Origin of the sequence: Jannaschia donghaensis (assembly GCF_001403795.1) — a bacterium.
GTDB lineage: Bacteria > Pseudomonadota > Alphaproteobacteria > Rhodobacterales > Rhodobacteraceae > Jannaschia > Jannaschia donghaensis.
Window position 1 is genome coordinate 403,526 of the sequence record NZ_CXSU01000005.1, and the last position, 24,019, is coordinate 427,544.

At 64.8% G+C, this 24,019-nt stretch carries 23 protein-coding genes; 18 read left to right on the forward strand and 5 right to left on the reverse strand.

The features are described from left to right. Window positions 1-671 (forward strand): AMP-binding protein (locus JDO7802_RS02625; protein ID WP_144430516.1); only part of this gene is annotated, 671 nt, incomplete at its 5' end. A 48-nt stretch (window positions 672-719) separates the two neighbouring features. On the opposite strand, the gene JDO7802_RS17855 is transcribed toward JDO7802_RS02625, so the two are convergent. Then, a complete protein-coding gene (locus JDO7802_RS17855) occupies window positions 720-1,322 on the reverse strand; it encodes a TetR/AcrR family transcriptional regulator (RefSeq protein WP_055082310.1) in 603 nt (200 codons plus the stop codon). 103 nt (window positions 1,323-1,425) lie between these two features. On the opposite strand from JDO7802_RS17855, the gene JDO7802_RS02635 reads away from it, so the two are divergent. Beyond that, complete coding sequence (locus JDO7802_RS02635) at window positions 1,426-2,625, forward strand: efflux RND transporter periplasmic adaptor subunit (RefSeq protein WP_083480973.1); 1,200 nt, start codon at window positions 1,426-1,428, stop codon at window positions 2,623-2,625. After that, window positions 2,613-5,750, forward strand: a complete 3,138-nt coding sequence (locus tag JDO7802_RS02640) for an efflux RND transporter permease subunit (RefSeq protein ID WP_083480974.1) — start codon at window positions 2,613-2,615, stop codon at window positions 5,748-5,750. The genes JDO7802_RS02635 and JDO7802_RS02640 overlap by 13 nt, the downstream gene beginning before the upstream one ends. 21 nt (window positions 5,751-5,771) lie before the next feature. Here the strand turns inward: JDO7802_RS02640 and JDO7802_RS02645 are convergent, their stop codons facing one another. Together JDO7802_RS02645 and JDO7802_RS02650 are read right to left on the reverse strand one after the other, a co-directional pair. Further along, window positions 5,772-8,894, reverse strand: coding sequence for an efflux RND transporter permease subunit (locus JDO7802_RS02645; RefSeq protein WP_055082314.1), 3,123 nt, complete (start codon window positions 8,892-8,894; stop codon window positions 5,772-5,774). Then, window positions 8,891-10,051, reverse strand: a complete 1,161-nt coding sequence (locus JDO7802_RS02650) for an efflux RND transporter periplasmic adaptor subunit (RefSeq protein ID WP_055082316.1) — start codon at window positions 10,049-10,051, stop codon at window positions 8,891-8,893. Before JDO7802_RS02650 ends, JDO7802_RS02645 begins: the two co-directional genes overlap by 4 nt. A gap of 624 nt (window positions 10,052-10,675) precedes the next feature. Here JDO7802_RS02650 and JDO7802_RS02655 point away from each other — a divergent pair. The 11 genes from JDO7802_RS02655 (at window position 10,676) to JDO7802_RS02705 (ending at window position 18,881) form a co-directional block, all read left to right on the forward strand. Further along, entirely contained in the window at window positions 10,676-11,875 is a 1,200-nt protein-coding gene (locus tag JDO7802_RS02655) for an N-acetyltransferase DgcN family protein (protein ID WP_083480975.1), read from the forward strand. Further along, a complete protein-coding gene (locus tag JDO7802_RS02660; RefSeq protein WP_055082318.1) occupies window positions 11,872-12,993 on the forward strand; it encodes an alanine racemase in 1,122 nt (373 codons plus the stop codon). Before JDO7802_RS02655 ends, JDO7802_RS02660 begins: the two co-directional genes overlap by 4 nt. A 98-nt stretch (window positions 12,994-13,091) precedes the next feature. Further along, window positions 13,092-13,496 (forward strand): BLUF domain-containing protein, encoded by a 405-nt coding sequence (locus JDO7802_RS02665; protein WP_275934847.1) that lies wholly within the window; start codon window positions 13,092-13,094, stop codon window positions 13,494-13,496. A 120-nt stretch (window positions 13,497-13,616) separates the two neighbouring features. Further along, window positions 13,617-14,615, forward strand: coding sequence for a YHYH protein (locus JDO7802_RS02670; RefSeq protein ID WP_055082322.1), 999 nt, complete (start codon window positions 13,617-13,619; stop codon window positions 14,613-14,615). After that, the gene (locus tag JDO7802_RS02675; protein ID WP_187298077.1) at window positions 14,612-15,172 is read left to right on the forward strand and encodes a YbhB/YbcL family Raf kinase inhibitor-like protein; all 561 of its coding nucleotides are present in this window, start codon (window positions 14,612-14,614) and stop codon (window positions 15,170-15,172) included. Before JDO7802_RS02670 ends, JDO7802_RS02675 begins: the two co-directional genes overlap by 4 nt. A 32-nt stretch (window positions 15,173-15,204) precedes the next feature. Continuing rightward, on the forward strand, window positions 15,205-15,855 hold the full coding sequence (locus tag JDO7802_RS02680) for a hypothetical protein (protein ID WP_055082326.1): 651 nt from the start codon (window positions 15,205-15,207) through the stop codon (window positions 15,853-15,855). 450 nt (window positions 15,856-16,305) lie between these two features. After that, window positions 16,306-16,629: a hypothetical protein gene (locus tag JDO7802_RS02685; protein ID WP_055082328.1), complete on the forward strand. Its 324-nt coding sequence runs from the start codon at window positions 16,306-16,308 to the stop codon at window positions 16,627-16,629. Between the two features lie 61 nt (window positions 16,630-16,690). Beyond that, complete coding sequence (locus JDO7802_RS02690) at window positions 16,691-17,185, forward strand: DUF411 domain-containing protein (protein ID WP_055082330.1); 495 nt, start codon at window positions 16,691-16,693, stop codon at window positions 17,183-17,185. A 4-nt stretch (window positions 17,186-17,189) separates the two neighbouring features. Further along, window positions 17,190-17,657: a c-type cytochrome gene (locus JDO7802_RS02695; RefSeq protein WP_055082332.1), complete on the forward strand. Its 468-nt coding sequence runs from the start codon at window positions 17,190-17,192 to the stop codon at window positions 17,655-17,657. Further along, window positions 17,654-17,998 (forward strand): copper resistance CopC family protein, encoded by a 345-nt coding sequence (locus JDO7802_RS02700; RefSeq protein ID WP_055082334.1) that lies wholly within the window; start codon window positions 17,654-17,656, stop codon window positions 17,996-17,998. Before JDO7802_RS02695 ends, JDO7802_RS02700 begins: the two co-directional genes overlap by 4 nt. 7 nt (window positions 17,999-18,005) lie before the next feature. Continuing rightward, a complete protein-coding gene (locus tag JDO7802_RS02705; RefSeq protein WP_055082336.1) occupies window positions 18,006-18,881 on the forward strand; it encodes a CopD family protein in 876 nt (291 codons plus the stop codon). Window positions 18,882-18,917: 36 nt separating this feature from the next. Here the strand turns inward: JDO7802_RS02705 and JDO7802_RS02710 are convergent, their stop codons facing one another. Next, window positions 18,918-19,190 (reverse strand): metal-sensitive transcriptional regulator, encoded by a 273-nt coding sequence (locus JDO7802_RS02710; protein ID WP_055082991.1) that lies wholly within the window; start codon window positions 19,188-19,190, stop codon window positions 18,918-18,920. 116 nt (window positions 19,191-19,306) lie between these two features. Here JDO7802_RS02710 and JDO7802_RS02715 point away from each other — a divergent pair, with 116 nt between their 5' ends. The 4 genes from JDO7802_RS02715 (at window position 19,307) to JDO7802_RS02730 (ending at window position 21,731) form a co-directional block, all read left to right on the forward strand. Next, window positions 19,307-19,819: a DUF305 domain-containing protein gene (locus tag JDO7802_RS02715; protein ID WP_055082338.1), complete on the forward strand. Its 513-nt coding sequence runs from the start codon at window positions 19,307-19,309 to the stop codon at window positions 19,817-19,819. A 22-nt stretch (window positions 19,820-19,841) separates the two neighbouring features. Continuing rightward, window positions 19,842-20,621 (forward strand): glutaredoxin family protein, encoded by a 780-nt coding sequence (locus JDO7802_RS02720; RefSeq protein ID WP_055082340.1) that lies wholly within the window; start codon window positions 19,842-19,844, stop codon window positions 20,619-20,621. A gap of 319 nt (window positions 20,622-20,940) precedes the next feature. Next, window positions 20,941-21,543, forward strand: coding sequence for a chemotaxis protein CheB (locus JDO7802_RS02725; RefSeq protein WP_187298078.1), 603 nt, complete (start codon window positions 20,941-20,943; stop codon window positions 21,541-21,543). Beyond that, entirely contained in the window at window positions 21,543-21,731 is a 189-nt protein-coding gene (locus JDO7802_RS02730) for a hypothetical protein (RefSeq protein ID WP_055082343.1), read from the forward strand. The genes JDO7802_RS02725 and JDO7802_RS02730 overlap by 1 nt, the downstream gene beginning before the upstream one ends. An 821-nt stretch (window positions 21,732-22,552) precedes the next feature. On the opposite strand, the gene JDO7802_RS02735 is transcribed toward JDO7802_RS02730, so the two are convergent. Next, window positions 22,553-23,815, reverse strand: coding sequence for a hypothetical protein (locus tag JDO7802_RS02735; protein WP_144430486.1), 1,263 nt, complete (start codon window positions 23,813-23,815; stop codon window positions 22,553-22,555). Between the last annotated feature and the right edge of the window lie 204 nt (window positions 23,816-24,019).

The window sequence follows — 24,019 nt, forward strand, 5'->3', positions numbered from 1 at the left end:
TGCCCGAAACGCACCGGCAATGGACCGACCGGACGGGTCACCGCATTCTGGAACGCTATGGCATGACGGAAACGAACATGAACACCTCCAACCCCTACGACGGGGATCGGCGGCCCGGCACCGTCGGCCTGCCGCTGCCGGGGGTGGAACTGCGGATCTGCGCGGTCGGCACGACGAACCCGCTGCCCCGAGGCGAGACCGGGATGATCGAAGTGCGCGGCGACAACGTGTTCCAGGGGTATTGGCAGATGCCCGAAAAAACCGCCGCCGAATTGCGGCCCGACGGCTGGTTCGTCACCGGCGATCTGGGTCGCAGGGACGCCGACGGCTATGTCTCCATCGTTGGGCGCGACAAGGATCTGGTGATCTCGGGCGGGTTCAACATCTATCCGCGCGAGGTGGAGGAAGTGCTGGACGGTCTGCCGGGTGTGCTTGAGTCCGCCGTGGTCGGCGTGCCGCACGGCGACATGGGCGAAGGTCTGGTCGCCGTCATCGTTCCCGACGGCGATGGCCCGCCCAAAGAGGCGGCGCTTCGCGATGCGGTCGCGGGCCGGCTTGCCCGGTTCAAGCAACCCCGTGTCTATGTCTTCGCGGAGGAATTGCCGCGCAACACGATGGGCAAAGTGCAGAAAGCCGCCCTGCGAAAAAGCCACGCCGACGCCTTCGGCTGACGCTCAAGGCGGCGCGCAGGCCGGCGCGCATCCGGTCGCCGCACCGCGTCAACGCGGCGTCAGCATCGCATCCCCGATCATTCGCAACAGGACATCTTCGGCAGGATGGGCACCGTCGGGCGGCATCTTCGCGTCGAGGACGAGGAAGCTGTGCCCGTGGACAAAGCACCACAGGGCATAGGCCCGTGCCTTGGCGTCGGCGTCGTCCACGCTGCGGTTCAGGCGATCCGCGACGACTTCGACGACGATGCCGAAGGTCGCGTCGCCGCACGCCGTCATTTCCGCGTCATCGCCGCCATGTGTTTCGGCAAGGCCGAACATCGCGCCGAACATGCCCGGCTCGGCACGGGCGAAATCGACATAGGCCTGACCGATCGCCGCGACCCTGGCGGGCGCGTCCGGCGCATGGGCGTCGGCGGCGGCGCGCATCGCAAGCCGCAACCGCTCCATCGCCAGCAGGACGACACCGCGAATGATGTCGTGGCGATCGGTGAAATGCTTGTAGGGCGCGGCGGTGCTGACGCCCGCCCTTCGGCAAGCCTCCGCAATGGAAAATCCGTCGAGGCCGCTCTCCTCGATCAATGCGCGCACGGCTTCGAGCAGCTGCCCGCGCAGGTCGCCGTGATGATAGTTTTTCTTCTTGAATGTCATACCGTTGTCCAAAACCTCCGGCCTCGCATCAAGATTTTCGTTGCCGAAGTTAGTGTTAGTAACATATGTAAGCAACACTAACTTCACCGCGTCGAGGTGCATCATGGCCAGATCCAACTCTCCCATCGTGGATGCCCCGCGTCCATCCGCCTTGCGCCGGGCGGCACGTCGGGCCGGGCGTATTATAGTCACCCTTCTAGTGATCGCGGCCGCGGCCGGCGCGGTGGTCGCCGGTCGCGACATCCTTGCGGACCGGGCGAAGGCCGCCCCGACACCGCAGGCGGCCCCGGTGATCCCCGTCGCGGTGGAGACCATCGTGCTGGTCGATCACCACGACATCTCGCGCCGTTTTTCGGGGCAGTTCGAGGCGGCCCAGGAAACCGCGCTGGCCTTTGAGCGCGCGGGTACCGTCGTGACGATCCTGATACGGGAAGGCGACCGGGTCGCGGCGGGGGCGACGATCGCCACGCTCGACACCCGCAAATTGAACGCGGAGCGCGACCGTCTGATCGCATCGCGCACCGGCATGGTCGCCCAAGCCGAACTGGCGCGGCGCACCAACGCGCGCCAGGACGAATTGCGCGACCGGGGCTTTGCCACCGACCAGACGCTGGACGACACGTCACTGACTCTGGCCCGGCTGGAAGCCTCCATCGCGGAGATCGACGCCGCCATTGCGGGTGTCGACGTGGACCTGTCGAATTCGGTGATCGTCGCGCCGTTTGCGGGGGTCGTATCGACCCGCGCGCTGGATATCGGGGCCATCGTGGCCCCCGGCACGCCCATTGCCACGTTGCAGCAAGACGTGCCGCCCCGGTTCCGGGTCGGTCTTGACCCCGCGCTTGCCGACGCATTGGAACAGGGTCGCGATGCGGTGGTCACGACCGGTGGCCTGCCGCTGCCCGCCCGCCTGTCCCGTCTGTCGCCGTCGCTGGACCCGGCGACGCGCAGCCGGACGGCGTTCTTCGATCTGATCGTCGGGCCCAGCCCGCCGGATCGTGCGACGGGCAGTGTCGAGCTGCGTCAAAGGATCGACGGCGTGGGGGCCTGGGTGCCGCTGTCCGCGTTGCGCCAGGGGCCGCGCGGAACCTGGACACTGCTGACGGTGTCGGGGGGTCGGGTCGGTGTCGAAGCGGCCGAAGTGCTGCATATCGAAGCGGCGCGCGCGTTCGTGCGCGGCACCTTCGCGGACGGCGCGACCTTCATTTCCGCCGGGGCGCATCGGGTCGTGCCGGGGCAGATGGTGGTACCGGATCCGGGCCCGACCGCACGCGCAGGGGAGGATTTGGCATGGGCACGCTGACCTTTCGACAGCCACGGATCGTCGCGCTGATCCTTCTGGTGATCGTGGCGGCAGGGGCGTCGGCCTTGCTTGCGATCGGGCGCCAGGAAGACCCCACGATCACCAACATCTTCGCCACGGTCACCACCGCCTATCCCGGCGCGGACCCCGCACGGGTCGAGGCGCTGGTGACGGCGGAGGTCGAGACGGCGCTGAGGGAAGTCGCGGAGGTCGATGTGCTGCAATCGGTGTCGGCGACCGGCGTCTCCATCGTGCAGATCGACCTGCTGGAAACCCTGCCTGTCGAGCGGATCGAGCAGGTCTGGTCGGAACTGCGCGATAAGCTGTCCGATGCGGCGGCGACGTTTCCAGCCGGTGTCGGACCGCCGGACCTCGATACGGATGGGGCAGGGGCTTACGGCGCGATCGTGGCCATCTCACAGGGCCGCGACGGTGCGCCGATGACGCTGGCCGCACGCTACGGAGAGGCGTTGGCCGATCGGATGCGCAATGTGCCCGGCACGAAACTGGTCGAGGTCTTTGGTGCCCCCGAGGAAGAGATCACGGTCACGTTGAACACGTCGCGGGCCGCCGGGCTGGGTCTAACCGCCGACGCCGTATCGAAGGCCATCGCGCAGGCCGATGCGAAGGTGCGCGCCGGGCGGGTGACCGGCACGGGCGACGATCTGGTGCTGGAAGTGTCGGGCGAGATCGAGGCACTGGACCGTTTGCGCGAAATCGTTCTGCGCGACGGCGCGGGCGGCGATACCCTGCGGTTGGGCGACGTGGCCGACGTCACGCGCGGCCCGCGCCTGCCCGCCGCCGATCTGGCGATTCACGATGGTCGGCCTGCGATCCTTGTGGCCGCAAAGCTTGACGACGGGTTGCAGGTCGATGTCTGGGCCGGGCAAATCCGGGGCGAGATCGACGCCTTCGCCCCCATCGTTCCCGGCGGCCTTTCGATGGCGCTGATCTTCGATCAATCCACCTATACCGCCGACCGTCTGACGGAGGTCGGGGCGAACATGGCGCTGGGCGTGGGGCTGGTGCTGGCGGTGCTGCTGCTGACGCTGGGCCTGCGCGCCGCGATGATCGTGGCGATCATCCTGCCACTCGTCTCGCTTGCCACGCTGTTCACCATGAACCTTATCGGGCTGCCGATCCACCAGATGTCGGTGACGGGCCTGATCGTCGCGCTGGGCCTGCTGGTCGATGCCGGGATCGTCATGACCGACGAGGTCGGACGCCGTCTGCGCGAAGGGGCCAGCCGGGTCGATGCCGTCGCCGCGTCGGTCCACCGTCTGACGATGCCGCTGTTCGCGTCCACGGTGACGACGGCGCTTGGGTTCACGCCGATGATCCTGTTGCCCGGCCCCGCGGGTGATTTCGTCGGGGCCATCGCCCTGGCGGTCGTCATCATGCTGCTGTGGTCCTTTGCAGTCGCCGTCACGATCACCCCCGCGCTGGCCGGTTGGGCGATGCCGCGAACCGTCGGTCGCGGGCGCGGCGCGTGGCTGCGGAGCGGCATCCCGGCGGGGCCGGTGGGGCGCGTCTTCGCGGCCAGCCTGCGCTGGTCGGGCCGCAATCCGATCCGGTCGATCGTGCTGGCGATGGTCCTTCCGGTGTTGGGCTTCGCCTGCCTGCCGTTGCTGACGGCGCAGTTCTTTCCCGGCGTCGACCGCGATCAATTCCATATCGAGATCGACCTTGCACCGGGGACCGGCATCGACCGAACCCGCGCGACGGTCGCCACCCTGGACACCGCGCTGCGCGCCACCGACGGGATCGAGACGGTCAGCTGGACGATCGGCAGGTCTGCCCCGGCCTTCTACTACAACATCACCGGCGGGCGCGATGCGGCGGCCCGCCATGCGCAGGCCCTGGTCCGCACGTCGGGCAAGGCCGCGACCGAAACCGTCCTGCCCGATCTTCAGCGCCGTCTGCCCGCACTGGCACCGGAGGCGCAGGTCCTGGTGCGCGGTCTGGTGCAGGGACCGCCCGTCGCCGCGCCGGTCGAGTTGCGACTGGTGGGCGACGATCTGGACGCGCTGCGCGATCGTGGCGCGGCGTTGCGTCGGATCGTGGCGGCGGCCCCGTCCGTCACATTGGCGCGATCGTCGATCACCGATGGTGCCCCAAAGGTCGGCATACGTGTCGACGAAGCGCGCGCCCGTCTGGTGGGTCTGACGCCGGGCGATGTCGCCGGGCAGCTGGAAGGCGCGTTGGTTGGCACGACAGGCGGATCTATGATCGAAGGGACAGATATGCTTGCGGTTCGCGTGCGGCTGGACGATGCGGTGCGCGGCGATGTTTCGGCGATCCGCGACATGCCGCTGATCTTGCCCGGTGGCGATACTTTCGCCGCGACGCCGCTGTCGGCGATCGCCGATGTGGTGCTGGAGCCGGGCGCGGGCCAGATCACCCGCCGCGACGGGGAACGCGCGAACACCGTGCAGGCGTTCCTGCTGCGCGGCATCCTGCCCGAGGAGGCGCTGGTCGATATTAAGGCCCGCGTCGCGGCATCGGGTTTTGCCCTTCCCCCCGGCCTCCGGTTGGAGATCGGGGGCGACGCCGATGCGCGCGCGTCCACCCTGAATAACCTCGTCGCGTCGCTGGGCCTGATCGTGACGATGACCATTGCGGTTGTGGTCATGACGTTTCGCAGTTTCCGCCTGGGGACTGTCGCCCTGCTGGGGGCGGGGGTGACGCCCGGGCTGTCGATGCTGGCGTTGGCGATTTTCGGCTACCCCTTCGGGATCAACGCGATCATCGGCCTGATCGGTGCGATCGGCGTGGCGATCAACGCGGCGCTGATTATCCTGACGGCCCTGCAGGAGGATGAGGCCGCCTTGACCGGCGACCCGAACGCGATGGCACGGGTGGTCATGGGGTCGTCCCGCCACATCGTGTCCACGACGATCACCACGGTCGGGGGGTTCCTGCCGTTGATCCTTGCGGGTGGCGGCTTCTGGCCTCCGTTCGCGATGTCCGTCGCGGGGGGCGTGGCCCTGTCGACGGTCCTGAGTTTCTATCTCGTGCCGCCCGCCTTTCGTCTTGTGTATGCCCGCGCAACAACGGGTCGGACCCCGCGGATGCCGCAAATCGGCACGCCGCAGTCGCCCCTGCGATTGAAGCCTGCCGAATGATGTATCGGGGCGGGGACGCTTCTATTCCGCCGGAACCGGTGTCGATTGCCGCCGCCGATCGCGCTTTTCGCCCAGCATCAGCATCGCCGGGGTCACGACCAGCGTCAGGACCGTCGCGATGACGAGCCCCCCCGCGATGGCCGAGGACAGTTCGGTCCACCACTGCGTCGACGGCGCCCCGAAGACGATCGACCGCTCGAAGAAATCGAGGTTTACGCCGATCACCATCGGCATGAGGCCGAGCGCGGTCGTCACGGACGTCAGGACCACCGGGCGCAGGCGTTGCGCCCCGGTCCGCAGCGCCGCTTCCAGCGGGGACAGGCCGCTGCGCTTGAGATCGTTGTAGGTGTCGATCAGCACGATGTTGTTGTTCACCACGATCCCGGCCAACGCGATTACCCCGATGCCGCCCATCACCACGCCGAAGGGGCGGCCCGTCACGATCAGGCCCAGCAAGACGCCCGCGATCGAGAAGATGATGGCGCTCATCACGATGCCGGCCTGAAAGAAGCTGTTGAACTGGATCACTAGGACGATCAGCATCAGGAAAATCGCGGCCACGAACGCCCCCACGAGGAAGATCATCGATTCCGCCTGATCCTCGGCCTCGCCCGCGAAGGAATAGGCGACGCCGTCGGGCAGATCGGCGTCGTCCAGCGCGGCCTGCAGGGCCGTCACCTGATCGTTTACCAGAATGCCCGGTGCGACGTTGGCCTGGATCGTGACAACCCGACGCTCGTCCTCCCGGCGGATGGTGCCGACCCGTTCGGACGGTGCGAAGGTCACGAAGTTGGAAATCGGGACCAGACCGGCGGTCGTCGGGACGCGCAGCCCCCCAAGCTCGGCCAGGGACCGTTCCTCGCGCGGGAAGCGCACCCGAATGTCGAGCGCGCCGTCCACGTCCGACGGGCGGTAGTCGGCGACGGTGATGCCCTGGGTCAGCAGCTGAACGGCCTGACCCAGCAGGCTGACGTCTGCCCCATAGCGCGCGGCTTCCTCCCGGTCGACCAGGATGGACACCTCCACCCCCGGCAGGGGCCGCGTGTCGGTCACGTCGGTGAAGCCGCCGATCCGTTCCATGATCGCCAGCGCAGTTTCCACCGCCTCGGCCTGTTTCGATGGATCGCGGGCCCGGATCTGAAGGTTCACCGGCTTGCCGGAGGTCGGGCCGCCGCTTTCGGTCTGCACCTGCACGTCGATGCCCGCAATGTCGGAGACCAGGGCGCGGATTTCCGTGCCGATCTCGGCCGCCGTGCGCCGTTCGTCCCAGTCGATCAGATCCAGCTGGATCGTGCCGATGGTTTCCTCGTCGCCGCCCGACGCACTCATGGTGGACCGGGCATAGACACTTTCGATCTCATTGAGATTCAGCAGGCGGTCCTCGACCACGCGGACCAAGGCATCGCGTTCCCAGATCGAGAAATTGTCGCGGGCGCGGACCTGCACCTGCATGAACTCCGGCTCCACCGACGGAAAGAAGGTCACGCCGTTGCCGAACTGGCCGTAGGCCCCGAAAGACCCCAGCAGCATCGCGATCGCCAGCAAAAGCGTCGCGCCGGGGCGCAGGATTGCCCATTCCAGAACGCGGACATAGGCGCCCGTCGCCCCGCCCATGCGCCGGGGGTCGCCCGATTCAGCGGCGTGCATCGCGCGTTTGGCCGCCGCCGTCTGCGGCTGACGCCGGCCGATCAGACCGCCCAGCACGGGGATGAAGATCAGCGCCATGAACAGCGACGCCGACAGCGTCAGAATGACGGTGATGGGCAGGAATTTCATGAATTCACCGACCAACCCGGTCCAGAACAGCAACGGAAAGAACACGCACAGCGTCGTTGCCGTCGACGCGATGATGGGCCACGCCATGCGCTTGGCCGCATCGCTGTAGGCATCGCGCGGCGCGGCCCCGTCCTGCAAGCGCCGGTCGGCCAGTTCGGTCGTCACGATGGCCCCGTCGACCAGCATCCCGACGACCAGGATCAGGGAAAAGAGGACCACGATGTTCATCGTCGCCCCGATGGCCAGCAGGGCGATTACACCGGCCAGGAACGCGCCGGGAATGGCCAGCCCCACCAGGATCGCGGACCGGGTGCCGAGCGCGAAAAGGATCACAATCATCACCAGCATGACGGCGGCGATGACGTTGGCCTCCAGATCCGACAGAAGGGTTTCGACCTGCTCGGACTGGTCCTGCAGATAGGTGACCTCGATGCTTTCGGGCCAGTCAACGCGCAATTCGTCGACGGCCTGCTTCACCGCCGCCACGGTGTCGATGATATTGGCGCCCGAGCGTTTCTTGACCTCCAGCGCCAGGGCGGGCTGTCCGTCGATGCGGGCGAAGCCGGTCGGGTCCTCGAAGGTGCGGCGGATGACGGCGACATCGCCGAAGGTCACGACCGCATCGTCGCGCACCTTGATCGGCATGGCCATCACATCCTCGATGTTCTCGATCAGGCCAGGCACCTTCAAGACGATGCGCCCGCCGCCCGTTTCGATGGCTCCGGCGGCGATCAGGCGGTTGTTGCGCTGGATCTGGCCGATAACCTCGTCGAAAGACAGGTTGTAGGTCTGGAACACCGTCGGGTCGATCAGCACCTCCATGAATTCCGACCGTTCCCCTCCGATATCGACCTCCAGAACGCCGGGGATCGCCTCGATCCGTTCCTGCGCGGCGTCGGCCAACTCGTTCAGGGTGCGTTCGGGGATCGGCCCTGACAGGACGGTCGTGATGATCGGGAAAAGCGCGGTGTTCACTTCCGTGATGGTCAGGTCGTAGGCATCGTCCGGCAACTCCCCTTCGACGCGGTCGGCGGCTTCACGGACCTTGTCGAGCGCTTCGTCGATGTCGCCGCCGGCGGTGAATTCCAGCTGGACCGATGCGAAGCCTTCGGCCGCCTCGCTCGACATCTTGTCGAGATCCGCGATGGCCCCGAACTCCGCCTCCATCGGCTCCAGCAGCAGACGCTCGGCATCCGACGGGCTGATCCCTTCGAGGCCGGTCGACACATAGACCAGCGGCAGCGGCACCTCGGGGTTCGCCTCCTTCGGGATGGCGACATAGGCATAGGCCCCGACGGACAGCAGGACGACCAGGGCCATCACCACCACACGCGCGCGGGAAAAAGCGGCGTCGATGATCGCGTTCATTCCAGCGACTCCTGGGGCAGGCCAGTGGCGTTGCCGGTCGCCGCCGGGCGAACCGCCACCGTCTCCCCGTCGCGCACGAAACCCTGCCCGATCGTGATCAGATCGGCCTGTTCGGGCAGGCCCGATACCCAGACGCCGTCGATTTCGGCGCGCACGACCTCCACGGGGAGAAAGGACACGCGGTCGTCCACGACGGTCTTCACGCCGATCTGGCCGGAGGGCGCAAGCGAGATGATCGAGGGCGAGATGAAATGTGCCGTCGTCTCGCCGGTCGGGATCCTGATCTCGGCCGAGATGCCGGCCGGGATCGCGCCGTCGGAATTCGGCACCTCGATCTCGACCAGGAACGTCCGCGTCTCGGACGCGGCGGCGGTGCCCACGAAGCTGACTTCGCCGGTCTCTTCCTCTCCGGTGATGAACGACACCTCGGCCGTCTGCCCGCCGCGAATGCGGTTCAAGGCCTGCTGCGGCACCTGGATCGCAACGGTCAGCGGCCTGTTATCGACGATGCGCCCGACCTCCGTCCCGGCCTGCACGAACTCGCCTTCGTCCAGCGACAGCGTTTCGATCCGACCGTCGAACGGCGCGACGATTACCGATGCGTCCAGCGCGTCTTCGGCGGACGTCACCTGCGCCTGCGCGGTGGTGAGGGCGGCGCGGGCCTGCGCGACGCGGTCCGCAGTCGCCACGCCACGCTCCAGAAGTTGCGTCGCGTTGTCGAATTCGCGCTGCGCCTGGTCGAGGTCGGCCTGCGCACGCCGAAGGTCCGCATCGACGCGCGTGGTCGACAGGCGGGCGATGATGCTGCCCGCCGCGACGTCGTCGCCCTTGGAAACCAGAACTTCGGCCACATCCCCCGATGTTTCGGCCCGGATCGCAGTGTCGCGATCGGGCTGCGCCTGTCCCTCGGCCTGAAACGTCAGCGTCACGGTCCGGGCCTGCGACGACTGGATGGCGACGGACACGGGGGCGATCTCTGCGTCTTGCGGCGCGGCGTCTTCGGTGTCGGACGGCAGGATGAACCCGCTGGCCATCCATGCCACGATGACCAGGGTCACGCCCCCGGCGATCCACGTCGCGCGGGACGCCCCGCGATCTTCGGGGAACTGAAGGGATTCGCGGGGGGTATCGGGGGCTGCGGAGGTCGTGTCGGGCATCGTAGTTTCTCCGGTGCTTCGGGGCGCGGATGGGATCGTATCCGGTTCGGTCACCTTCGCCGGTCTGTGAGGGCTGCGCGAAGCGCCGACACGAACCCCAAGGATCGGGGTGCAACGAGCGCGAGGGCCAGGGGTTTCGCAGTGAGGCGATATTTCAGAAGCGGGGCGCAGGCTCCGGTGACGACCGACGTCTGCGATCCCTTGTTGCGGTGCCTTGTGGATTAAAGAGCGGCTGCGGCCAAGTCCATTCCGCCCGAGGGCCAGGGTCCAGCGGTCCCGCACGGATGTTCGCACCGACAGGCGATGCTACCTGTCGGTTCTGCTGCGGGGTCGTTGAAGTATCCGGACGAATTTGCTAGGGGCTCACCCAGCCAAGACTGCCGTTCGGCATCCTGTCGGCGTTTGCCGCGGACCCTGACGGCAGACTTCTCTCAGAAAAGATCAGATGTCGCGCCCTTCGTCGGGGCGGTCGGTGTCTGTGACGTGTTCGTCGCGCGCGATCTGGTCGGATGCGACCCGAACGGTCGTGCGCCGTGTCGTCGACGGCGACCGCGCAGAGTGCCGAATTTCTGCAAGCTCAACGTGATCGGCCGGACAGATGTCCAGTCGTCGATAGGAGGACCCATGAATATCCGATCCAAGACAGGCCATGTCGATCTGCAACATGTCCCGGCCCAGCAGGCCTGCGCGCCCCGTCCTTCGGCGGTTGGCCAAGCAGCCGAGGGGTCGACGACCGACGTCCCCGAGACAGCCATCGTCTTCTGCGAAGGCAACTTTGGCAGGATCGACGGCAAGACGGCGAACGGCCTGATCCGGCATTCCAGCGCGTATCGAATCCTGGGCGTCGTCGACAGCACCCGGGCCGGACTGGACAGCGGGCAGGTCCTGGATGGTCGCGACAACGGCGTTCCGATCTATCGTGATCTCGATGCGGCATTGGACGACCTGCCAAGCGTGCCGGATACCCTGATCTACGGCATGGCCCCGGCGAGCGGACGGTTGTCGCCGCATGATCGCGAGGTCGTGCTGCGCGCGATCGAGGGGGGGATGAACGTTGTCGCTGGACTGCACGAGTATCTGGGCGACGACGCGGAGATCGCGGCCCTCGCCGCCGCCCGTGGCACGACGATCCGCGATGTCCGCAAGCCGAAGCCCACCGGGGAGCTGCGGCTGTTCGATGGCAGCGTCGCGCAGGTGGATGCCCTGCGGATTGCGGTCATGGGCACCGATTGCGCCATCGGCAAGCGGACGACCGCCACGATCCTGGTCCGGGCGCTGAATTCCAAGGGGATCAAGGCCGTGCTGATCGGGACGGGCCAGACGGGTCTGATGCAGGGTGCGAAATACGGGGTCGCCATGGATGCCGTCCCGCCCCAGTTCTGCTGTGGCGAGTTGGAAGGCGAGATCGTCGCCGCCGCGCGGGCGGAACGCCCCGATGTCATCGTCATCGAAGGACAGGGCGCGCTGAGCCATCCGGCATTCTGCACGTCGGCCTTCATCTTGCGCGGCAGCCAGCCCGATGCCGTCATCCTGCAACATGCGCCCAAGCGGGCGCACCGGTGCGACTTCCCCGGGATGCCGATGCCCGCACCGGCGGAGGAGATCGCCCTGATCGAAGCTTTCTCGGACACGCGGGTCCTTGGCATCACGATCAACCACGAAGGCATGTCGGAGGCGGAGATTGACGAGACCATCGCGGCGCAATCGGAAAAGCTGGACCTTCCGGTCACCGACGCGCTGAGCCGGCCGGCGTCGCGACTGCTCGAAATGGTGCTTTCGGCCTATCCGATGTTGCGGCACGGGGCGGGCACGGCCGCGTCGTGACAACGCCGCGGATCGAAATCGACCTGACGACGATCCGCCGCAACACCCGGTTCGTGGTCGACCGTTTGCGCCCGCGCGGCATCGGCGTGACGGCGGTGACCAAAGCGGTCTGCGGCCATCCGGCAATCGCCCGTGCGATGCTGGCCGGGGGCGCGGCCGGTTTGTGCGACTCCAGGGTCGGCAACATCAGGCGACTGCGCGCGGCGGGTCTGACCGGCCCGATTTCACTGATCCGGTCCCCGTCGCCCAGCCAGGTCGATCTGGTCGTCCGATACTGCGATGTCAGCTACAACACCGACGCGGACGTCATCGCGGCGCTGGCGCGGGCCGCGCAGCGGGCGGGCAGGATCCACCGCGTCGTATTGATGGTCGAGATGGGGGACATGCGCGACGGTATCCTTCCCGCCGATCTGGAACGGATTGCGTCACGGGTCGTGGCGATGCCCGGCGTGGCCCTGGTGGGTGTGGCGGCGAATTTCGCCTGCCTGCGTGGGATCGCCCCGACGGCGAACGACATGGCGACTCTGTCGGTCCTTGCGGCGGACATCGCGGCGCGCTGCGGCGTCGTCCTTGGCGTCGTCTCTGGTGGCAATTCCGCCAATCTTGGCTGGGCTTTGGGGTCCGGGCCTGTGGGACGGATCAACGACCTGCGCATCGGCGAAGCCATTCTGCTGGGGGTCGATCCGATCACGGGCGCAAAGATCGCGGGCCTGTCGACCGATGCCTTCACCTTGGTCGCGGAAGTGATCGAGGCGGGCACCAAGCCGCAGCCCGCGCCGGCACGACCCGGCTCTTCGATGCAAATACCTTGGCAAATCGTCCCGATGGCCTCCCCGCCGGTCCGGTTCATCGTCGCACTTGGGCGGCAGGATACGGACATTTCGGGGTTGACGCCGCAGGACGACCAGATCTGCCTGGGGGCCACCAGCGATCACCTCGTGATGCTGACGACGGCAGGTCGGCCGCCCGTGGGAAGCGAGGTTCGGCTGCGTATGAATTACAACGCCTTGGTGCGCGCAATGGGCGCGGCGGACGTCGCCAAGACCATCGTGGACCCGTCGATGGCCAGCGGCACAAGCCCTCACCGTGGTCCGCATCTGGATCTGGTACCCTCGTGAACCCTTGCGCGCACGGCACAAACGGCATTCGATGATTCCCGCGGGCGTGGTACCGTTACGCCTGAAATGCGACAGGAGCATAGATCATCACAGCCCTCATCCAACTTGCCTATGTGTCCCAGCCATTCGGATACGATGTCCCGACGCTCGACGGCATTCTGCGCGATGCCAGGCGGTTCAATGAACGCGACGGGATCACCGGCGCGCTTGTCTGTCGGCACGACGTCTATCTTCAGATGCTGGAAGGCCCGGCCGACAAGGTGGACGAAACCTATATGCGGATCGAACAGGACGACCGGCATGCGAACATGACGCGCATCCTGCGCCGCGACGCATCCGAGCGCCTGTTCGGAGATTGGGCGATGCTGCATGATCCTGCCCGGTCCTGGATCTGGTCGCAGGCGGATCTGGAGGCAGGCGTCCTGGACCGGGCGACCCCGGCGGAGATCGTCGATGTGTTCGAAACGCTTGCCCGGCGGGTCAGCGACGGCGGCACAGTCTAGTCCCACCCCGGCCGAGATCGGCGCTTTTCATCCGATCCGGGGACAGCCGATAATCATCGCGACGGAAATCCGATCGACCCACGTGGTATCTCCGATACGTCAGAAACACGGGGACGACGGATGGAACGGGTCGGAACGTCACCACATCGTCGGGCTGCGATCCCGACCTTTCTTTTCGCGGTGGCCTTGGGGTTCTTTCCCGTGACGGGTCAGGCGCACCAGGACGAAGCTCATTGCACCGCCGTGGCAGCCTCCGTTGCGGAGGCGGGGTTCGACGATGATGTCAGCGTCACATGCGAAGACGGGCAGGCGCTGATCGCGTCCGACACCTATCCCGACCATCCGATGATGACCGGCATCCTGGGCACCAACGAACAGGTCCCTGTCCCGGCCGAAGACTACGTCTCGCCCATCCCCCTGCAGCCTGTCCTTGGGTCCGAACCGCACACGCGCGATGCAGCGCTTGGCGTGGCCGTGAACGGTGTGCCGATCTACGACTATACCGCGGGGGGCGAGATGACCCTGGCCGACCTGGCCGAACATCAGACCGCACAGGACACCGTGCTGACCCGGCAACTGGACATTTGCGGCGGTCACGCGGGGCGCGGCGACGATTATCATTACCACGCCACACCGACTTGCATGATCGAACAGATGCCCAATGCCGGACCGGGCGCGATCCTTGGCTGGGCCTTCGACGGCTATCCCATCTACGGCGATGCGAACCCCGATGGCACGTCCATCGCCGCGGGCGATCTGGACGTTTGCAACGGGCAGCCCGACGCCGTCTTCGGCTATCGCTATCACACGTCCGAAGACGCCCCCTATATCGTTCAGTGCCTGATGGGCGAAGTTACCGCGATGGGTGACCTGCCCCGTGTCCCGCCATTGGCACCCTCGGGATCGGCGGGGTTGGAGGCAGGCGTGCCGCCGCGCGGCGGTGTCGAGGATCTTGAATTCACCCAGGACGCATCGGGCCTGCGCAGCATGACATACACTTATGGGGACGCGGGCTATTACATCCGCTACATCCCCGCCGACACCGCCGGGTGCTATGATTTCGAGACCCGCCGGATCACCGACGGTGGCGAAACCTTCGCTGGCGAGTTGTGCCGGTGATCCCGGCCTCGGCACTGCGGGTGACAAGCCTGCTGTCGTTGACTGTCGTTTTGACGGTCACGGCCACCGCGCAGGAAGAGTTCACATTGACGAGTCCGGTCGTGACCGACGGGGGTGCCTTGCCCGCCGATCTTGGATGCGCGCGCGAGGGGGGTGACGGGCTGTCGCCGCCGCTGGATTGGACCAACGCACCCGAAGACACCCGGAGCTTTGCCGTCGTGATGCATCATTACCCGCGCGGCCGCATCGAAGGGAACGATACGCCCAGCCACTACTGGCTGCTGTGGAACATTCCGGCGACAATCACGGGGCTGGACCGCGGCAACCCCGCATCGATCGGTGACGAAGGCGCGGACAAGGATATGCGGCGCACTGGCTATACGCCGCCATGCGCGCCGCGCGGGCCGCTCCACGAATACACGATCACCATCTACGCGCTGAGCGCGCCGCCCGCGACCTTGCCGGCGCAGGATGACGGCAGCGTCGACTGGGACCGGATTATCGCGGCGATGGACGATCTTGTGCTGGCATCGTCCACGCTCACCTTCGAAAACTGAACCAAAGGCCCGCAGGGCAGGAAGATTTCATCATGCGCACAACCATCCTCACCGCAGCCCTGGCCCTGACCACCGGCCTTGCGGCAGCCGATCCGCAGACGCTGACGGTCGATGTCTGGGCGGACAATTGGTTCGCGATGCACGTCAACGGCACCCTGGTGGTCGAGGATTCGGTCCCCATCACGACCGAACGGTCCTTCAATGCAGAAACGGTGACCTTCACCGCCGATCTGCCGATGACCGTCGCCTTCGAGGTCAAAGACTTCAAGGAGAACGACACCGGCCTGGAATACATTGGCACCGACCGTCAGCAGATGGGCGACGGCGGCATGATCGCACAGTTCCTGGATGCCGCGACGGGCGAAACCGTCGCCGTAACGGATGCCGCCATGCGGTGTCTGGTGGTGCACCGCGCCCCGCTGGACCGGGCCTGCGCCGATGCGCGCGATCCGGTGGCGGGTTCGGGGGCCTGCGGGTTCGAGACGACTGAGGTGCCTGCCGACTGGACCGCCGCCGATTTCGACGACACCGCATGGCCCGCCGCCACGGAACATTCCGCCGACGCGGTCGATCCGAAAGATGGCTACGACGCCATCACTTGGGACCCGGCGGCCCAGTTGGTGTGGAGCGAGGATCTGGTTCAGGACAACACGCTTTTGTGCCGGATGAAGGTCGAGGGTTAGGCCAACCGCGCCCGCTTGCGACGGACGGTCGTTTCCGCCCTGTGTTCTGCGTCGCGTCCTGGGACAACCTCTATCTCGGTGCTCAATCCATCTGTGTCGACCAAATGCCGACGTCTCCAGGCCGGGGGACGATGCCGATATATCCCTCGGCGTGTTGGATTATCAAGCCAGCGGGGCAAGCAGTGCGCGACATGAACGGGCGATCTCAGTTTTTCGGACCATCGACGTTGTTGCTTCAGGGCTAGGCTGGACCCTGAATGATCAGTCGATCATGCCGCGTATGTGAAGACGGATTTCGCCATGATCGGCCGCGCGTGCGACCTGGACACAACGCCCAAGCTTCGTGTCTGTCCCAAATCGATCGGACGGGTTGGCGCGGGACGAACCGCCGCACGGGTGCCCCATTGATCGGACTTGCGCGGTTTGGATACCCCCCTTAGGTATCGAGGCATGCGTTTCGCTCTGACCATCTTTCTGTCCTGTGTCCTGCTTTTGACCGCGGGTCCAAGCGCGTCCCACGCCTTCGCGCACGACAGCATCCACGCCTCGACCGACATGTCGCAGATGGTGCATGACGGCGGTACGACCGCCGCCGCGGAATGCTGCGACACGACGTCGGGGCGGACACTGTCCGGCTGCGGGGCGGACGTGGTGCTGTCCGATCTGGCGTTCGGGATCGCACCGTCGGCAAGCACCCTGCGCCACGCGACCCTGCCGGCGCAATTCCCGCACGAGGCGGTGCCTGATACGCCTCTGGGTCCTCCGAAAGTCTGAAGGTTTCGCCAAGACCCTTTCGGGCGCTCCGGCGCCGTTCCTTTCGAAATTGGATAGACCGATGATTACACGTCGCAATCTGCTTGCCCGCCTGGGCGCTGCCACCTTCACCACCGCCGTGCTGCCCATAGCCGGGACGGCCGCACCGACCGACACGGCCCGACCGCCTCTCCACATCTTGACGGCCCCGGGATGCAGCTGCTGTCACGCCTGGGCGGATCTAGCCCGCGCCCGCGGCCACGTCGTCACGGTTGAGGAGATGACGGATACCGCCGCACAAAAGAACGCGCTGGGCGTGCCGGAGCAGCTTGTCTCCTGCCACACGATCCGGGCGGAAGGCTACGTGTTCGAGGGACACGTGCCGTTCGACGCGCTGGATGCCGTTCTGCGGGACCGTCCCGCGATCGCGGGGCTTGCCGTTCCGGGAATGCCGATGGGTTCGCCCGGTATGGGCGACGATCCCGCCGCGCGCTTCGATGTCATCGCCTTCGGCGGCGCTGCGGGGGACGGGCGCGTCTTCTACCGTGCCGGAACAAATCAGCCGTTTGCGGGCTGAGCGGATGTCGCGTTCCCTTCTGATCGGCGGGCTTGCGCTTGCCGGTCTGGCGGCCACGCTGATGTTCGCCGCGACATTTCGCGGGGCGTCGGCCGAGGTGGTCACGCTCCGGGCCGAGGATGCGACCGTCGTGGCGCAGGGCCAAGATATCTACGCAACCGAATGCGCTGCCTGCCACGGGGCGGATCTGGAGGGTCAGCCGAACTGGCGGGCCCGTGATGCCGATGGCCTGCTTCCGGCCCCGCCGCATGATGCGACCGGTCACACTTGGCACCACGACGGAGACAGCCTGTTCCGCATCGTAAAGCTGGGCCTGCCGGAGCTGATCGGCGACCCGGACTATGCCACCGCCATGCCCGCGTATGAAGGCGTTCTGACGGACGACGAGATCGTCGCCGTTCTTTCCTATATCAAGTCAACCTGGCCTGCCGAAATCCGCGCGGCCCACGATGCAAAGGTTCCGTCCCCATGATCCGGTCACTATTCCTCGTCCTTACCCTGATTGCGGCGGCCACCACCGGCCAGGCCCACCAAAAGACCGAAGCCACGACACCACCTGCCGGGGCGACCGTGGCCGAGGTGCCGATGCTGCAGGTTGTCTTCGGTGGACCGATGCGGGTGACCTTCGCCGAACTCAGCCGTGACGGCGCGGCGGTCGGCATCACCCGTGTGGCCGGGATGGATCCCGTGGAGGCCTTGCACGCCACGCCCGATGCGCCGCTGGAGCCCGGCGCGTACCGGTTCGAATGGCGGGGCCTGTCCGATGACGGCCATCCGATGCAAGGGGACCTGTTATTCACCGTCGCGCCGTGACCGCCGCGTGACCGGTCTCGCATCGCTCGACGCCTTCGCCGTGGCCAGCGTCCTGTTCAAGGCGTCGGGCTATGGTGCCGCCCTTCTGGCGATGGGGGGCGTGCTGTTCGTGGTGGCCTTCGCCGTGCGGGCCGATCCTGCGACGCTGACGTTCGCCCGCCGCATCGCAGTGGCCGCCGCCCTGATCGGACTTGCCGTCTTGGCGGCCCGGTTCGGTCTGCGGGCGGCGCGGATTTCGGGCATGCGATGGGACGGGGCAATTGATCCGACCATGCTCGGCGTCGTTTGGCAAAGCCCCTTGGGGACGGCGGCGCTGTTCCGCGGTCTGGGGGAGGGTGCGATCCTGGCCATCCTGATCCCGGGGGTCGGGCGCGTGATCGCGCTTGGCGGCGCGGTTCTCGTCGCCCTCAGCTATACGCAGATCGGGCACACGCTGGGTGATCCCAGATGGCTGCTGGGCACGCTTTTGACAGTGCATCTGGTCGCGGTCGCGTTCTGGGTCGGCGCGCTGGCACCGCTGCACCGCGTCGCCGCCACGCCCGCCGGCGCTCCGCTGCTCCATGCGTTCGGTATCGCGGCGACCGGTGCGGTCGGCCTTCTGGCCGTGGCAGGGGTTGGCCTCGCCTGGTTTTTGACGGGGTCGCTTTCGGGCCTGTTCGGCACGGCTTACGGCATCGGGTTGCTGGCAAAGGTCGCGCTTGTGACCGGGCTGCTTGGCCTTGCCGCCCTGAACAAATGGCGGCTGGTGCCTGACCTGCGCCAAGGCACGCCCGGTGCCGCCGCAAAACTTCGTCGGTCGATCATGATCGAAGGCGTCGGAGTGATCGTGATCCTGGTTCTGACGGCGGCGATCACGACGGTGACGACGCCATCCGGAGGATGAAGATCGGCCAGATATGAAATCTTCGCCGAGATCTATTCAATCGCGAGCGCGATCCAGAAGCTGGATCAACTCCATGAACTTCGCGCGCTGATCCTCCCGGTCGCCGGAGGCCAGCGCATCTTCGATGCAATGGGAGGCATGATCCTCGATCACCAGCTTCTCGACCCCCTTCAGGGCGGCACGTGCGGCGGCAATCTGCGTAAGGATGTCGACGCAGTACCGATCCTCCTCGACCATGCGGGACACGCCCCGCACTTGGCCCTCAAGGCGGTTGAGACGTTTCAGGGCGGCGTCGCGGTTCTGGTGCATCTTTCGAATAAAGGGACTGCGGCAGGCGATGTCGAGGTGCGATCTTAAAATCGATGTCGGAACCATTGTAGTACAGCCATCGTTTACATACCCTATAGGGGTATAAGGAGGCCACGATGCCACAGCAGAACGACACCCGGTCCCACGGGTCCAACTATGGCCGTTTCGCCGCGATGATCGGCACATCGACGGTCATCATGTATGGGCTGATGTATCTGAACACCTATGCGCTCGATCATGTGTTCTTCAGTCAGACGCGGATGTGGATGGCGCTCTACATGGGTGCGGTGATGGCGATCGTGATGCTGGCTTTTATGTTGGGAATGTATCGCAACCGCACCGCCAACATCGCCATCTTCGCGGGTGCGGCGGTGGTTTTCGCGGCATCGCTCTGGCTGGTCCGGTCGCAAGAAACCGTGGGCGACATCGCTTGGATGAAGGCCATGATCCCGCACCATTCGATCGCGATCATGACGTCCGAGCGGGCCGGTATTTCCGATCCGCGCGTGCGCGAACTGGCCGATGCCATCATCGCGGCGCAGCGCTCGGAAATTGACGAGATGAAGCGCTACATCGCCGATATCGAAGCGAACGGTGACGCCGCCCCCGGCACGCCGCGCGCGGAATAAACAATACTCAACGGAGGCCATCATGCCCAAGGATACCCTGAACGCACCGGCCAACGCGGCCACCGGCAAGACCGCCGTTCTTTACCGCATGGTGATGGACAAACACATCTGTCCCTACGGGATCAAAGCGAAATACATGCTGGGAAAGGAAGGGTTCACGGTCGACGACCGCTGGCTTGAGACGCGCGAGGAAACCGACGATTTCAAGGCCGAGCATGACGTGAAGACCACGCCCCAGGTCTGGATCGAGGGACAGCGGGTGGGGGGCTATGACGCGCTTCAGGTCCACCTGGGCAAGAAGGATCCCAACGCCTCCGACACGTCCTACCAGCCCGTAATCGCGATCTTCGCCACCGGCCTTGGCCTGGCACTTGCCTTCGCCATCTTCGCGGGCGTTCCGCTGATCTCCTGGCAGGTGGTGGGCTGGTTCATCTCGATCAATATGGTCTTGCTGGGGTTGCAGAAGCTCAAGGATGTCGAATCCTTCTCGACCATGTTCCTGAACTACGACCTGCTGGCCAAGCGGTGGCCGCCCTATGGCTACATCTACCCGTTCGTGGAGACCGGCGCGGGCCTGTTGATGACGGCGATGGTCTGGTCGTGGCTGTCGGCCCCGGCGGCCCTGATCGTGGCGTCCATCGGTGCAATCTCGGTGTTCAAGGCGGTCTACGTGGACAAGCGCGAGATCAAGTGCGCCTGCGTGGGCGGCAACTCGAACGTGCCGCTCGGCTTCGTCAGCCTGACCGAAAATCTGGCCATGATCGGCATGTCCACCGTGATGCTGGCGCAGCTGATTTTCTGACCGGATGTCCCCCGGATCGCACGTCAGGTCCAGGTCACCGTGCCGCGTGAGACCGGTGCCGAGGTTCGGTCCGGGGGGCGAATGATGTCTGGCAGTCGGCCGTGCGCGCGGCCTTATCAAAAGGCGTCCGGGTCGATCGGGTCCGGCCCCGTTTCCCAAGCCAACCGATCCATTTGCAGGTGTCATATCGAGGCGAGTTCCGTCGGACACATCGCGCGCTCGCAGATCGAGCTTTCCACGTTATACCTCGTTGAGGACATCGAATAAGCGGATGTCCATGTAGTTAGAAAGCCAACCGCAAGACTTCCCGGAGCTTATGATGGAGGCCGAGGATCCGATCCTGGGATTTCCGGTGGTTGGGATTGGCGCATCCGCACGGGGCCTAGAAGCGGTCAAGAAAATGGCTTCGCATGCGCGGGATGACTGCGGACTGGCCCTCGTTCTTGTCCAGTATCTCGACCCCGACCATGAAGGTCTGATGACCGAATTGATTTCACGGTCGACGGACCTTCCCGTTCAGCAGATGAGAAACGGCGGCTTGCAGAAGCCGGACGAGGTCTTCGTCATACCGCCGGGCCACGCGCTCGAAGTGTCGGCCGGCCATCTCTGCCTCAAGGCATTCGATGCGCCGCGCAATTTACGTCGGCCGATCGACAATTTTTTTGCATCGCTGGCACGGTCGCAGGACCAGAACGCGGCGTGGTATCGCGAAGGCGGTAGCGGGTATCGCGGGCACGCTGCACAGGTCTTTCACTCGGGAGATGCAGCGGGTCGCCAACGTCGAACGCACACGGCAGACGGGATACTATTTCGCGGGCCGGAAAGCCCATGCGGCGGCTTATACGGATGTCGATCCGAGGCGGACACCCGCCCCAGATCGGAGGGGCGCGACCGTTCCGTCCGGGACCGGACCGGGCGATAATGGGTCACTTTGCGGTGCCGCACACCTGTGTCACCCTGCTGGTCGAGCTGACCGCAGGAGACATGGGCCTGATCGCCAGCGAACGTGCCCACGCCGCCGACGCGCATATCCTCGATCCGGCCGGAAGGATCTGCACGTGGAACGGCCGAATGAGATCTACCGATTTGCTCGTTTTTCATCGGCCATGACTTGGGCGGGATCGGGCGTCGTTGGGAGCCTCGCGCTTGAGGCGGGACCACCCCATTTGCCACTGGCATCGTTCCATGCCTACGACCTCGGCGGTGCCGAATGGTAAAATAGCATTTAGGTGCCGGCGAACTGTTCATGGCTCAGCTTTAGCAAGCTGTGGCCGGTAGATTTTGGAATTCACTTCCTAACGGCATCAATCAAGATGTCGCCCGATGAAGCCAAAATGCGCGATTTTTCGCGGATCCTACCGGTTTGCGGCGCGACTGTCTTTAACATCACAAACGAGCCAAAGAGGCTTGGACCGCGTGAGCCAGAAAATCAAATTGTATCCTGAAACCTACTTTGAAGAGGAAACTCTGAAGAATTTCCGTCCCCCGAAGTGCATTACAAAAGGATAATGGCGGAGACGAATTCCGAAAGTTGTTGCTTACCAGTTGGTTAAGTGATTTTTTTGAATGCGGGATCGCTGCGTGCTGCGGATTGTGTAGCATAATTGAGCAATTCTGGCTTCTCGTGGTTATTGGCAGGGGAAACTTGATACTCGACACCTTTCAATCGGAAGGCCTGGCGACTTCGCGCTTTGGTTCGCACGGCGCTGATATGTACGCCCAGATCAGGAGGCCCCAAAGCGGCCATTGCGGCCGTCCACGTGGCGTGTTGGATGCCGCAGCGCGGCCGGCCAGACCGGACATTCGCCGCGCCTGCGAACTGCGGCTAGTTGTGAGCTGACGGATCCGGGACTTTGCGTACACTACTCAATGTACTTGCGTAGCCCAATCCCAGTGGAAATGATGGTAATTGAACGGCACCTTTCCGGTCATTAGAACCCGCGTGGAGTCTTCAGCGCGCTCAAATGCCGGGCAGCCAGCTGGGCTTTTCTTTGTTCCGGCGTAAATTTGGGTTCGTCCTTCAGCTTTTCGCCCAGCTGATCAAACGTCCAAATATGTCTTTCGGGGGCATTTGGCGCTTTTGGTTCTTCGTCGGGGCAGTACGGTATGCCTTGCCAGCGCATGAAAACAAAAGCGGTGGAGGCACCGGCAGGGTCCAACCAGTTTTCAAAACCCGGGTCCTTTGCGCTGATGACAAACCGATACTTGCCGTCCTCACTTTGATAAGCCTGCTTCGTCGTCAGACTTGTCTGCCGACGACGAAAATCAAAGGCATTGAACCAAAGATCGCCCAATTGAATGCCCTGGTACCTGGCGTCAGATCTCTCCACCGTGATGACAATGGCTGTATCTTCACTCATCTGGAAATGACCGGCGGAGTTGAATTGCCCTGGCAAGCCTTGCCCAGTTTTTCGCGGGGCGCTAATATGATTGGCCGGTAAATTGACTCTGAGCTGCTCGACGAATTTTATCCAGCCCCTCGTGGACCCGGTCAAATAATCCGACGCCCGTTTATATTGCAGGTCAACTAGCTCAGGGGATGGCAGCGGATTAATTTGACCAACCGTGTCAATCCGTTCTATCCGCCATGTGCCGCCCGTTTCCGTGTTCCAGTCCATCAGGCTTTCTCTGATCAGTACGCTGTTAGCGCAGAGTCCCCGTTCCGTGTTGCTTAGCCAGTTTTCACCGGCCTTCAGGTCGCAGGGCTTGGTATCACTGATGGTGATAGTGAATTCACCGTTTCGTTTGACCGACAACGCGTCCAAATCCAACTCACTGACTGGGATGGGGCTAGTGAGGTCTTCGTCAAAGCCTGGTTTGCCGGCACCAACTTGGATCTGCAAATCAGCGCTGGTTCCGCGTTTTCCGTAGATCACATAGGTTCCGGGTGTTTCGATACTGGCAAGAAAGTAGAGGTTGTCCGGATTTACCAAGCCAAACTGGTTGTGCATATCCAGTTGGCAAAACTCGGGAAAACATGGATCGTGCAGGACAAATCCTTGATCCAAAGCGGAGGCGATCTGGTGCTTGAGCTGTCGTTCGGCAGCGGCAAGTTCAAGGTCCGGGTTCGGACTGTATTGTAGCCAAGGGGCCAGTGTCATGGAGTGCCGGGCTTGCTCGATCGCGCGTGCAAACCGTTCCGAGCCGGCAAGCCTGGATGGGGTTTGCGACCAATCTGCCAGTGGATTCTTCATTCGAGATTGGGCCGGCGTGAACGGGGCGGATGGGTCCCCCACGGTATTGCTGCATTGGATTCTTTCGTTCGATGTCGTTTCCATGTCTGTCACGCTCTTGCTTTAATGATTACGGATCGACCAGCAGGCCAGATTACTCATTGGTCGTGCGAGCTCAGGGAACGGTTCAAAGAAAAACCGAAATTTGGAGCGTGGCTCGTTCGA